General features: G+C 51.5%; 13 protein-coding genes. 8 read left to right on the forward strand and 5 right to left on the reverse strand.

Annotated elements, in window-relative coordinates:
• Positions 1-27: 27 nt before the first annotated feature.
• Entirely contained in the window at positions 28-825 is a 798-nt protein-coding gene (locus tag ACT2B1_RS11815; protein ID WP_171121110.1) for a sulfotransferase domain-containing protein, read from the reverse strand.
• Positions 826-1327: 502 nt separating this feature from the next.
• Between ACT2B1_RS11815 and ACT2B1_RS11820 the strand changes: the two genes are divergently transcribed.
• Positions 1328-1537: a hypothetical protein gene (locus tag ACT2B1_RS11820; RefSeq protein ID WP_481667794.1), complete on the forward strand. Its 210-nt coding sequence runs from the start codon at positions 1328-1330 to the stop codon at positions 1535-1537.
• Positions 1538-1833: 296 nt separating this feature from the next.
• On the opposite strand, the gene ACT2B1_RS11825 is transcribed toward ACT2B1_RS11820, so the two are convergent.
• Positions 1834-2097 (reverse strand): hypothetical protein, encoded by a 264-nt coding sequence (locus tag ACT2B1_RS11825; protein WP_481667795.1) that lies wholly within the window; start codon positions 2095-2097, stop codon positions 1834-1836.
• Positions 2098-2553: 456 nt separating this feature from the next.
• Positions 2554-3030: a hypothetical protein gene (locus ACT2B1_RS11830; RefSeq protein ID WP_481667796.1), complete on the reverse strand. Its 477-nt coding sequence runs from the start codon at positions 3028-3030 to the stop codon at positions 2554-2556.
• A gap of 579 nt (positions 3031-3609) precedes the next feature.
• On the opposite strand from ACT2B1_RS11830, the gene ACT2B1_RS11835 reads away from it, so the two are divergent.
• The 4 genes from ACT2B1_RS11835 to ACT2B1_RS11850 all read left to right on the forward strand — a co-directional run bounded on the left by ACT2B1_RS11835 (position 3610) and on the right by ACT2B1_RS11850 (position 8301).
• The gene (locus ACT2B1_RS11835) at positions 3610-4047 is read left to right on the forward strand and encodes a hypothetical protein (RefSeq protein ID WP_481667797.1); all 438 of its coding nucleotides are present in this window, start codon (positions 3610-3612) and stop codon (positions 4045-4047) included.
• 181 nt (positions 4048-4228) lie between these two features.
• Entirely contained in the window at positions 4229-5749 is a 1521-nt protein-coding gene (locus ACT2B1_RS11840) for a type I restriction-modification system subunit M (RefSeq protein ID WP_481667798.1), read from the forward strand.
• Complete coding sequence (locus ACT2B1_RS11845) at positions 5746-6282, forward strand: restriction endonuclease subunit S (protein WP_481667799.1); 537 nt, start codon at positions 5746-5748, stop codon at positions 6280-6282. Before ACT2B1_RS11840 ends, ACT2B1_RS11845 begins: the two co-directional genes overlap by 4 nt.
• Positions 6283-6588: 306 nt before the next feature.
• The gene (locus ACT2B1_RS11850; RefSeq protein ID WP_481667800.1) at positions 6589-8301 is read left to right on the forward strand and encodes an adenylate/guanylate cyclase domain-containing protein; all 1713 of its coding nucleotides are present in this window, start codon (positions 6589-6591) and stop codon (positions 8299-8301) included.
• A gap of 253 nt (positions 8302-8554) precedes the next feature.
• Here the strand turns inward: ACT2B1_RS11850 and ACT2B1_RS11855 are convergent, their stop codons facing one another.
• Positions 8555-8908, reverse strand: a complete 354-nt coding sequence (locus tag ACT2B1_RS11855; RefSeq protein ID WP_481667801.1) for a putative quinol monooxygenase — start codon at positions 8906-8908, stop codon at positions 8555-8557.
• A gap of 96 nt (positions 8909-9004) precedes the next feature.
• Positions 9005-9766 carry an IclR family transcriptional regulator gene (locus ACT2B1_RS11860; RefSeq protein WP_481667802.1) on the reverse strand — a complete coding sequence of 254 codons (762 nt, stop codon included), beginning with the start codon at positions 9764-9766 and terminating at the stop codon, positions 9005-9007.
• Between the two features lie 69 nt (positions 9767-9835).
• On the opposite strand from ACT2B1_RS11860, the gene ACT2B1_RS11865 reads away from it, so the two are divergent.
• Genes ACT2B1_RS11865 through ACT2B1_RS11875 form a run of 3 tightly spaced genes read left to right on the forward strand, consistent with a single transcriptional unit; the run spans position 9836 to position 12021 of the window.
• Positions 9836-11191, forward strand: coding sequence for a selenium-binding family protein (locus ACT2B1_RS11865; protein WP_481667803.1), 1356 nt, complete (start codon positions 9836-9838; stop codon positions 11189-11191).
• Complete coding sequence (locus ACT2B1_RS11870; RefSeq protein ID WP_170389884.1) at positions 11188-11553, forward strand: 2Fe-2S iron-sulfur cluster-binding protein; 366 nt, start codon at positions 11188-11190, stop codon at positions 11551-11553. Before ACT2B1_RS11865 ends, ACT2B1_RS11870 begins: the two co-directional genes overlap by 4 nt.
• 3 nt (positions 11554-11556) lie before the next feature.
• The gene (locus ACT2B1_RS11875) at positions 11557-12021 is read left to right on the forward strand and encodes a CoA-binding protein (protein WP_481667804.1); all 465 of its coding nucleotides are present in this window, start codon (positions 11557-11559) and stop codon (positions 12019-12021) included.
• The last annotated feature ends 369 nt before the right edge of the window (positions 12022-12390 follow it).

A 12390-nucleotide genomic window follows, 5' to 3' on the forward strand; every position in this document is an offset into this window, starting at 1 on the left:
CACGCTATTCCGGTTTTTCGACGGCAATTATGCGAAGATTTGACTGCTTGGCGGGCAGGTCTTCACCCAATCCGAGTTACTTTCATAGCCAAGCTTCCTCAGAGCACCACCATAGCGCGCCTCATAAACCTCGGCGACTTCACGTGGCAGTTTGCTTTGCCACTGCGCTTTAGCCCCTGACCCGATATGCAACGAAATCCGTTCCGCTCGGTCAGTTTTCTTTTTCAAGCCCCCAAACAAAGAGTGCTTCCAATAGGACCGCACGGCTTTGTCGATATCCAATCCTTCAATGTCAAAATTGCTAAGAATTTCTCGGAACAAATCACACGTCGAGTCTTCGATCAAATCCTCGTACTTCACGTCTATCGCGTTCTCATGACCATATGGCCAAGCCATCATTTCGGTCAGAGTTTGATGGTGCTTGTTTTCCATTTCAAACATGAGCTTGTCGAGCTCATTTGGCAGGCTGGAAATATACTCTTTGTAAGTCTTGCCATCCCATTCTACTCTTGTCTCTCGCAGAAACTTCTCATTGCCGGTCGGCGCTATCTGGTGATAGCGGGTGCCGGACAGCAGCACATCACGCGGGTCTCGGATAACGTGCAGAAATCTGGCGTGACCCAGCTCCAGGAGCTCTCTAGGAAATTTAGACGACCAATTCACAATAATCTGTGGCCCTGTCTCAGCCGCGTCAGCAAGTCTTTTCGCTCTGTAGCACTGCATAAATGGGATGGATTGATCTTGATGGATTTCACGAAAAACCTTTCGCATCCAAATTGTGCCAGTCTTGTGATGTGTACCGACGCACAAAAATCTAGGCTTCATCGCGGAAAGTTCTCTTGAGTTGATGTTTTGAACACGTCAATTCGCTGTTGCGTTGAGCCTAGCGCCTGACACGGCATTTCCTGGAAATTGTGTTCAGATACCAAAGGCATTTAAGGCACTAATAATAAAGACGCGTGACCGCCTCAACCAATTCGTCATGCACGGCGTGCTTAATGGTGTCCTATGAACAATCAGCGCTATTCACTGCGCGAAAAGAGTGACAAAATAACGACTTATGACAGTCTGGTCACACATGGCATGAAAACCTATGAAAACCCGGAGGATTGTATTGGTGCGGTCGAGAGGAAGTGGGGATCGGCCCAAAAAGCTAATAAAGACCGTGCCTTAGAGGTCATTCACAATTAGCCGAAATGCCTCTCGTGGTGCCGGTGTTCAGAAGCGGCAAAAATTTACTGTGTTTTGGCAGGTTTTCACATGCTTAGTGCGGTTTAAGCACCCATGTAACGATCAGAGAGTTTCAGACAGAAAAGGAGTGACAATTATGACCATTAAGCATTGGCTGGTACTGGCGTCCTTCTTCGTACTGTTCGGAATTACATATGCCTTGGGCGGCCCGTTTATTGCCGTCTTGGTTTTTTGGGGTGTCGTCCTTGCGAGCATGTTGCCTCTAGGAAAGAGTGCAGACCGCCATCCGGCTGTGGAACTTCAAAACAACAGCTCCCAGCGAGCTGACGCGCATCCAAAAATGTAAACGTCTGTACTGTCGGGCATCGGCATCTCCCGGTGCCCACTTTCTATTTTTGGCGTTATCTGAACTTGACTGAACCCCCAAATGTTCTACCAAAGTTCCCATGCGAAGCTGGCCGCGAACCATCCCTTTTGATCTGAAATGTAAGCTGGAACAGCTGCGCGAATACCGCAGCGCACCCTCTCTACAAGATGAATGGGGTGCAGTGTTTGAGTGGCTTAACAAACACGGGGTGGAGCCGCCCGACCACCCGCTACCGACCGAACCAGAACAAAGGGGTCCGGTCGGTCATTTTTAGGTCAGTTGGTTTGATTTTCCTCAGCTTCAGCTTTGTGAAAAACCATAAGCGTTACAAACAGTCCGCCGATTAACAGCATGTGACCGACTGCAGAAACTCCAAACACAAAATAGCTGCCAACCATCAGTGAAAAGATTGCGCTCCACATCCATGCTAGCAGTTGCATCAGCATGTGAGCAGTTGGCAAAGAGTACTTTTTCAACGGGTTTTTGGTTTCATCCATCACCGAAGCCCAGGATGATTTTATGTCGAAACTATTGGTCATGACTTATCTCCCTTCTATAAGGGGTACGGGTCGAAATGCGCTCCGGACCAAAAAAAACCCCGCACTAAGGCGGGGCAAGTCAAACCACGTAGGGTTTCAGGGGGAAGCTGAAACCGTAGGTAATACGCGTCATGTCGAAAACTGGATTGCGAAAAAAACTGCACCCCGCACGGAGGCGAGGTGCAGTCACTCATGAGACGATCCCGGCTGGCTGTTCGGGAACATTCATATTACGGCGGATGTATGTGATTGGATCAGATTGCCCGTACTGCGGTTCAGGGCTGCGAACCAAAGTACGGGCAGTGTCCGGTCGACAATAAACCAGACGTATTCAAATACGGCTCATCGCTATTGGTGGATGAGAAACGTGCGATGTGAACGAGTTGTTTAGCAACTCAAGAAGAAGATCAGCTACCTGCTGAACCTGAAGTAATGATGCAGCCGGCAATGTTGAAGTCAGGTGTCCATCTCGTGGACTTTCGCCGCACTCTCCATCTCATCGAATATGTCTTTGATGCAATCCAACATCAGTATGTTAGCGTTGTCATAATCCACAAAACTGGTTCCGATTTCGCCTACTATTGCATCTGCGAATCCATACCCCGACAGAAGCGAAGCATGGGTTTTTAGCTCGACGTCAAGGGATCCCCAACATCCACCCGTAGATCGCTCGCTATTTACAGATAAGTCCAACCGAAGATCAGCCTTTTGGGGGTCTTTCACGACGACATAACCTAGCTCTTTCAGTTTATCCTCGGCATAGGTCCTCGTTTCGCCAATGTTGGTCCAACAGCCATTTTCAGCACTGTCAAAGACCCTAACGGCAACCTTCTCGAGATTGTCAGGAGTTACAATATCTTCCAGAATCCAAGCCTTTGCGCTCGCAGGGATCGCCAGCGCAGCCGCTAATGCGAATGGTATTATCCTAAACATAACTCGCACCTTCATATGATCTGACCGTCATGTAGGCTTGGTCAAATGAAGCGACGTGTGAGTTGATGCCAATTTTTCAGATAGTTGGCGGCTTTCTGGCACAATCCCTTAAACCCGTGCCACCGGCTGGATAGAGGGGACACTTTTGGCGGCACGGGCCGTTCCGCGAGTGATGTAAAGGAATTACGCACCAGCTGAGAACATGGACGTGCGGCGGACTGTCACTACCAAAACAAAGCCCCGCGCCGCCCGGGGATGGACGATAAACAGACGATAGACGGACGCGGAGCGGTAGTTGGAGGAGTTCAACCTACCAAAGCATCGTCTAGTCCAGGAACGTCACGCTTTTATGACAGTTTAACGACAGCCTATTCACTCTTGGATCGGGTTCATCAGCGGCCCGGTGCGCGGTGTCGTTGCCGCGACCCCTGCCCTAATTTTTCCGATCATGCGTCGGATTGATTTATCCTGCCACTAAACCTCTAATTTAATTTAGAAATGGCAACTTTTCGCAAGCGCCCCGGGATGCGTGACCCCACGTAATGACCAAGACTACTGATGAAGTTGAAGGGGAAAGTTATGGCGGAGTTGATTTACGAAGACGCAAACGGTGATCCAATCCCGGTGGAAGAGACCCCGGGGTATCTTGGGAACATCTTTGACGGCTACTTCACCGCCGGAGGAAATCTCGACGCGATTGCTGACTTTGACTGGTCCGATTACGCTATGGTCGCCGACGAACTCGACGAGGGTTGGCGAAAGCTCAGTGTTGATATCGGTGGGAGCACCATCGAAATCGCTACAGAGGCTTGGTACATGCACGAGTTCCTCGACGCTCTTCCCGCAGTGGAAGCCCTCTATGACTGTCCGCCAGATCAGGGGCCAGCTAGCGGGTCGGGATACGTTTTTGTAGTGGCCGATGGAGCCAGCGAAGAACAAGTGGTTTCGCAAACCAAAGCTCTCCGCGCAGCTCTGGATGCCGACTTTGTAAAACTGAAATCGAAGGTAGAGGACTAAACTTTCCAAATAGTTTTCTGCAGCTGCAGGTTCAAAACAACCCAAGCAAGGCAGAAAGCAAAATTTCCGCAAAGCTCAACCTGAGACTGTATTGAATTCTGGTACGCGATGCGGAACTATCAGCCGAAAATGCTCGTCCGGCGAATCCATCGCAGGCGAAACAAAGACTTAGGGGCAAACCATGACAATTGAAGCAACGCTGTTTAAAGCCGCTGACAAAATGCGCGGCTCTATGGATGCAGGCGAATACAAACACATAGCACTAGGCCTACTGTTCTTGCGCTATGTGTCGATGTCGTTTCAGCGGCTTCATGACCAGCTTTCCAAGGATGACTACGCGGACCCTGAAGATCGCGACGAGTATCTGGCGGAAAGCGTGTTCTGGGTGCCGGAAGAAGCGCGGTGGTCGAACCTCGCCAAGCAATCCAAGGACTCCCGGATCGGCGTTATGCTGGATGACGCAATGCGCGCCATTGAAAAGGACAACGAGACGCTGAAAGGCGCTCTGCCGAAAGTCTTTGGCAAGGACAGTATCGACCGCGCCATGCTCACAGGGCTGATGGACCTCTTCTCCAACATCAAGTTCGAGGGCAGCAAACAAGACTTCGACCTTATTGGCCGCATCTACGAATACTGTATCGGCGAATTCGCTTCGTCCGAAGGTAAACGCGGTGGCGAGTTCTACACACCTAAATCCGTAGTCGACACGCTGATCGAAATGATCGAACCCACCAAGGGCCGGGTTTATGACCCATGCTGCGGAACCGGCGGCTTCTTCGTACAATCCGAAAAGTTCATCGAGGCCCATAAAGGTCAAAAGACCGACATCGCCATCTATGGCCAAGAGCGGAACCACACCACCTTCGGCCTCGCTCGTATGAACCTTGCAATCAGGGGTATCTTTGGCGACATCCGCTGGAATTCGGAAGGCACGCTGGTAAAGAACGCCTTCCCAGACGAGCGGTTCGACTTCATCCTCGCCAATCCGCCTTTCAACATCTCTGACTGGTCCGGGGAGTCATTGCGCGAAGACGTGCGCTGGAAATTCTCGGCTCCACCAGTAGGCAACGCTAACTTCGCCTGGATTCAGCACATCTACCACCACCTGTCCGCATCGGGCATCGGTGGGGTGGTAATGGCCAACGGTTCGATGTCGTCTATGTCCGGTGGCGAAGGCGATATCCGCCGCGCGATGGTGGAAGCCGACGCAGTAGATGCGATGGTCGCCCTGCCCGGTCAACTTTTCTATGGAACTCAAATCCCTGCCTGCCTGTGGATTCTGGCCAAGGATAAATCAAACGGCGTGGCACGAGACGTCAAACTTCGCGACCGGCGCGGAGAGGTTCTGTTCATCGACGCCAGAAAAATGGGGGCGCTGGTACCGGGCAGCCGGAAGCAAAAGGAAATGTCCGAGGATGAAGTCACGCGCATCGCTACCGCTTACCACGCTTGGCGCGGAGAGCCAGACGCGGGTACCTATGAAGATGAACCGGGGTTCTGCAAATCAGCGTCCTTGGAAGAGATCGCCAAACACAACTTCGTCCTGACACCGGGCCGCTACGTGGGTGCTGGAGCTGCCGAAGAAGACGACGAGCCATTCGAGGAGAAGTTCGAGCGTCTGAAGGCAGAACTGGAAGCGCAATTTGCTGAAGGAAGAAAGCTGGAAGCGGAAATCGCGGACCGGTTGGGAGCGCTGGAATGAACCAATGGTTACGATGCACAATTGGTGACCAAATCACGCTGCAACGAGGTGTGGATATCACCAAGAAACAGGCGCGTCCTGGTAATATCCCAGTCATCTCATCCGGTGGCCCTAGTTCTTACCATGATACAGCCGTTGACGATGGCCCAGGTGTTGTTATCGGGCGAAAGGGTAGTCTTGGAACTGTTCATTGGTCAAAGGGGCCTTACTGGCCGCACGATACGACTCTTTGGGTAAAAGATTTCAAAGGAAACTGCAGAAGATTTGTGTACTATTTTCTGCAGACGCTGGATACCAAGAGCCTGGATGTGGGTTCTTCAAACCCAACTTTGAATAGAAACCATGTTCATCCAATACAAGTTCTTTGGCCTTTAGTTAGTGAGCAGAATGAAATTGCAGCTATCCTCGGCGCTCTTGACGACAAGATCGAGCTGAACCGCACGACTGCCACCACTCTCGAAGAAATGGCCCGGGCACTCTACCGATCATGGTTCGTTGATTTTGACCCAGTGCACGCCAAGGCTCGAGCTTAGCATTACCTGGTGAAGAATGCCTCGCTTTTTACCATATTTGTCTTGCTGATAGTCAATTTGGTCTCGATTGCGAGCGACTCCCCCAACTTCTTCCTTAGCCGCCTGTGAGGGGACCCAAATTGGGGAACAATAATCTGCGAAGTTAATTGAACCAGTCACCGCAATGTTCGCTCAGCATGGAGAACCCGTTATCCAACAAAAAGAAGCAGGTGATTGCTTTGAGTCCAAAGGTGACCTTGAAAGGCGACCTTGTCGGGCTGACAGAAGTCGAGTGTCGCGTTAAGTTCCTTAAAACAGGGGGAACGAATGGACAGACGTCTTACGACGGTGCTTGCCGCGGACATTGTCGGCTATTCAGCACTGATGGATCAGGACCGGGAAGGTACGATTAGTGCGCTCCGATCATTTCGTGAAGATACGCTCCAATTGCTTCTGAAAGCCCATGGCGGGACAATGATCAAAAGCTTGGGCGATGGTTGGATCGCCGAGTTTAAGTCCACATCAGACGCTGCAGATTGCGCTATTGCAATACAATCGGCTCAAAAACCAGACAGTATCAAGCTTCGAATTGGCATTCATACCGGCGAGGTTGTCACCGAAGGTGACGACATTTTTGGTGATGGAATAAATGTCGCCGCTCGTCTCGAAGCAATGGCCGAGCCAGATCAGGTATTGTTGTCGGATACATCTCACAACAGTCTTGATCGAGGCGACGCATCCAAGTTCGACGGCGGTGAGCAGACGGAACTCAAAAACATCACGCGCCGCATTGGTGTTTGGTGCTGGCCTAAGGGCACTTCAGCCAACCTATCGCAAATAACGGATGTTAGACCTGGGATTGCAGTGCTCCCATTCGACAATATGTCTGATGATCCCGAACAGGATTTCTTTGCGGACGGTATCACAGAAGACATCATCACAGAGTTGTCTCGTTTCCGCTGGCTGATGGTCGTGGCTCGAAATTCGTCCTTCACTTTTAAAGGCAAATGCACGGATATTCGCGAAGTTGGTCGCATACTTGGAGTGCGCTATGTTCTCGAGGGCTCAGTCAGACGAGCAGGTCAACGCGTCCGCATTACTGGGCAGTTGATTGATGCGGAAAACGGCAGTCATCTCTGGGCAGAACGCTTTGACGGCGTGCTTGATGATATTTTCGACCTTCAAGACAAAGTCACGCTGGAAGTCGTTACAGCGATTGAGCCATCTCTACGGCACGCCGAAACAAACCGAGCGCGCGCGAAACCCACGGATAATTTGGAAGCCTATGAACTTTACCTGCGAGCTCAATCGCACTTCCATCTTTTGACGGATGAAGACAATCGAGAGGCCATAAGGCTGACGACCCTCGCACTGGGTCGCGACCCGGAATATGCGTCCGCATCAGGTTTGTTGGCTTGGTTGCATATTCAACGCATGGTCCAAGGGCTTGAACCTATCGGTGAAGGGCCGAAAGAGGCCGTAAAAGCAGCCGAACGGGTGCTGCTTAGCGATCGTGCAGACGGGGTTGCACTGGCGTATGCTGCGCATTCAATCTCAATGCTGGCGCGGGATTTACCACGCGCGCGGGTTGCGTTCAAACAAGCTCTCGAGCAAAACCCAAACGCCGCAACAGTTCACATGCTGGCGTCCATCAACCTGTTTCTGCTTAATCGCCCCGAGGAGGCACTCAGCCACGCGACTCAATCTGTGGACCTTAGCCCGCACGATCCGTTGCGCCATGCTGCTTACCTCGCTCAAGCAAGTGCACTATTTCATCTTGGGCGCTATGAAGAATCTGTTAAGGCTTGTCGAAATGCCTTATCTGTGCGTTCAAGCTTCGTTATGAGTCATCTCATGCTGATTGCTGCCCTTGGACACCTCACCGATGATGCTGCTGCTCGCCAAGCGGTTGCGGACCTTCAGGCATTACGCCCGGGCCTGACAGCAGCCTCAGCGCAGACTCAAATACCAATATTCACTGTTCCATCTTGTGCAAGCAATTGGCGTGAAGGTTGGAAAAATGCAGGGCTGCCTCAATAGGTGACTGGTAAGGTTGGTGAACATAAATTGACGCCACTCCACGCGAAGTTAGCGAAATCTCAGAAATGTGAAACCAAGAAAACTGAATCCCGGTGGTAAAGGCTTTTTACCTTTTGTCCCACTCAAAATCCTTACTGTTCGCGTAGCAGACATTCACTGAGTTCTGCTGAACGGCCGCGTTGAGCCCAAAGCGGACAAGCACCAAATCTCATAATTTTCTCGTACCGGTGGTAGCTTCAAACGTCGGTCAATTTCACCATAGGAGCAGGCTTGCTTTTTGCGCCTCGAAACCTTTTGGTGTCGGAAAAAGCGAGCGCATCCTAGCAACAAGTTCGATCTCACCATCCAGCATCTTTCGGACAGTGTTTAACCAGTTATTGAAGGCTTCAGATTCCCAATGATCCTGGACTGCGGCTTCGTTCCGGAACACTTCGTAGAAATAGAAACGATTTGGGTTTGTTTCATCCACCATAATATGAAACTGGAAAACTTCGGGTTCTTCACTGACAACATTTTGCGCTTGGAAGATGCTGGCGTCCAAAAAGGGCTGCCGATACTCAGGTTTTACGTTGATCACGAAGAACCCACCAAACATTGCATCGTCCATATTTGTCTCCCTCATTGACCTGAAAGCGGCGAAGGTCGCAAAACACACCTATCCTGCTGGATGGCATAAACCTAAAGCACTGCGATACCCATGAACCTAAGCGGATATCCTTTCTTCATCTGCTTCACCCCATCCTAGCGCGCGAGCAAGTTCGTGTGACATTGTGGTAAGTGTATGGCCAATCTTTTCTCGCTCGGAAGGTGTGAACACCCGAAGAGACGCCGTAGCGCCGATTGAAAGCGTCGCGCCAACACCTGTCTTCGTCAGAGTTGTAGCGACAGAACTGATTCCGCGCTCGAGCTCTTCAACACATTCGGCATACCCTTTGGCTCGAATGACATCAAGTTCCGCGGCCAGATCCTTGGGGTCTGTAATCGTGCGATCTGTGTACTGCTTAAGCTGACCATCCAATCGGTCTTGAGACAGCAGTTCAGGCGAAACGGCGGCGATTGCCTTGGCGCAAGAGCACGCGTGCATTGGTCGTTTGCCCATACCTGGATGAAGAAAAGACACGCCCGTCTGCGGTGTCTCCACATGAATAATCTCGACCCAATGGCCCCGTAGCCGAGACAAGAAAAACGCAGCGCCATAGTCATTCGCGGCGCCAGATAGGACAGGCGCAATCACTTGCAAAAGAGCGGGATCAGAGTGATCGCTCAACGTGATACGCTTTAGCCTATTACCAATCGCGAACTCTCCGCGGGTTGGTGATTCAAGGAGGCCGGACGAAACAAGGTCTTGAACCAGCCTGTAGGCCGTCGGTTTAGGTATATCGGACTGAGCACAGATATCCGCTACGGACGCACGTCCTTTTTGACCCACGATTTCCAAAATCAGCGCTAATCGTTCGAGATGCATTTTCTCACTTTTTGATAACTAAGTTTTCGATATACGATACAATTTAGGGAATCAAGGGAGGAGCACTCGATGGATGGACAATGCTGTGGACCGGGCTTCAAGAGTCCGCAAGAAGCCATCAAAGCCCCCCGAGAAAAGCTACTCTACACGATCGCCATCTACACCGGGACAGGGATCCAGAAACCTGATTACCTTGCTACAGTGGATGTCGACCCTGACAGCCCGACCTATTCTCAGGTAATCAATAGGCTGGAAATGCCGGGGATTGGGGACGAGCTTCACCACATGGGGTGGAACGCCTGTTCGTCCTGTCACGACGACGGCTCGATGTCCCGCAAATACCTGATCCTGCCGGGCGTACGCTCTAACAACCTTCACATCGTTGATACAGCCACTGACCCGCGTGCGCCGCGGTTGCATAAGGTCATCGACGGGGCCGAAATCAAGGCCAAGGCAGATTTATCGGGCCCGCATACGGTGCATTGTTTGGGCTCGGAAATTATCATTTCCTTCCTTGGAAATGCCAAGGGTGAGGCTCCTGGAGGCTATCTGCATCTCGACAAAGAGTTCAACATCGTCGGTCGCTGGGAAACCTCGATGGGCGATATCAAATTCGGCTATGACTTCTGGTACCAACCACGCCACAACGTGATGGTCAGTTCCGAATGGGCTGCGCCCAATACCTTCATGCCAGGCTTCGATCTGGAAGAAGTGGGCCATCTGAAATATGGGCGGGAGCTGCATTTTTGGAATTTCGAAAAGCGCGAACCGGTCGAAAGTTTCTATTTGGGTGAAGACGGGCTGTTGCCACTGGAAGTCAAGTTCCACCATGACCCCGACAGCACGCATGGGTTCTGTGGCGCAGCTCTTTCGACCAATGTGATCCATTGGTGGCAAGACGATGCTAAAAAGTGGCAGTGGGAAAAGATCATCGACGTGGAAAACGAGATGCACCCCGAATGGCCGATCCCGTTGCCGGGGGTAATGTCGGCGATCCTGATCTCGATGGACGACAAATACTTGTACCTGAACAATTGGCTGCATGGAGATATGCGCCAGTATGACATCACCGACCCGCATAATCCCAAGCTAACCGGCCAAGTGTTTATGGGAGGGCTTTTGGGTAAAACTCCGATAGTTAATGGGGTTGAGGTCGCGGGCGGTCCGCAAATGTTCCAGCTCTCTCTCGACGGACGAAGGCTTTATGTCACGACCTCGCTGTTCTCGACTTGGGATAACCAGTTCTATCCCGAGATCCGCGAAAAGGGCGGGGTTATGGTGATGATCGATTGCGACCCTGAAAACGGTGGCATGAAGATCAACGAGGATTTCATTGTGGACTTTGGCAAAGAACCGAATGGTCCATCGCGCTGTCACGAGAGCCGGTATCCGGGCGGTGATTGCACAAGCGACATCTGGCTATGACTGTGTATACCGTGACGATCGCGAACAGAGATGGCGCGCAATACTGTGTGGATGCACGGCGTCCACTTCTGGAAACGCTGAGAGAACAGGGCGTCGACTTGCCTTTTGGGTGCAAGTATGGCGGCTGCATTACCTGCGCGGCAAAACTACAGAGTGGTGCGATCGATCAACGCCGACAGGTTGCGCTGAATAATCGGCAAATCGCGAACGGCTATGTGATCCTTTGCGTTGCACGTCCGACATCCGACATCACGCTTGAGATCGGGGTCGAGAGCCATGACAAGCTGTACCGCAATCCGTTTCTCGACCCTCTCAAACCCCACGAACTCAAGGCTGACATTGCGACGCCGAAGGAAGGTTAACCGATGCCCGAAGCAGATATCGACCGCATCTACGATTACGACCCCAAATATCTCGCCGACATCCTGCAGTCGGTTAAAACCATTGCAATGGTGGGGGCTAGCGCGGACAAAACGAAATTCAGCTATGGCGTTCTGCGACAGCTGAGTGAAATCGGCTATGATATTCTACCGGTGAATCCTAACCCGAATGTTTTGGAAATTAGGGGGCTCAAGGTCTACCACTCGCTGGAAGAGATCGACAAGCATGTTGATATGGTAGACGTTTTTCGCCCGAAGGAAGAGTTATATGCCTTTGCCGAGAAGGCTATCGCAATCGGGGCAAAAGTTCTTTGGGGTCAAATCGGTGTGTACGACGACAAAGCAGCGCAACTCGCCGAAGCGGCGGGCCTTAAAGTAGTGATGAACCGATGCCCCAAGATTGAACTCTTCCGCCCGTTTTGGAAGCCGCGCCTGGACCTAAAGATATGATGGAAATTCGATTGGTAGCGGCCTCCTCAGCATCCAAAAAAGGTGCCAATTGAGATATTGTGCTTACGGAAGAGAAGACGCGTAATCCTGCCCGCTTTACGAAATACGCGTACTCTGAACCCAAGAATGGCCGTTTTGTCTATAGAACCAACGGCCACCTTGTCTGCAAGGCAGTCGTTTGGGCAGTCTTTAGTGAACGGCTGCATCGAGCTCAAAGTGGTCGTTCGGATTGAGGAGTGAAGACGAACGAAAAGCAGTAGAAGCAGGATTTGTAGTGCCTGTTTCTTGGTGGTCAGGGTAACTTGTTTAAATAGCTGCTTTGTGCCGTCAGGAGGCTGCGATGCGCGCTCCTCCGACCTTACGAATTCA

The sequence above is a fragment of the Ruegeria sp. S263 genome (genome assembly GCF_056780525.1).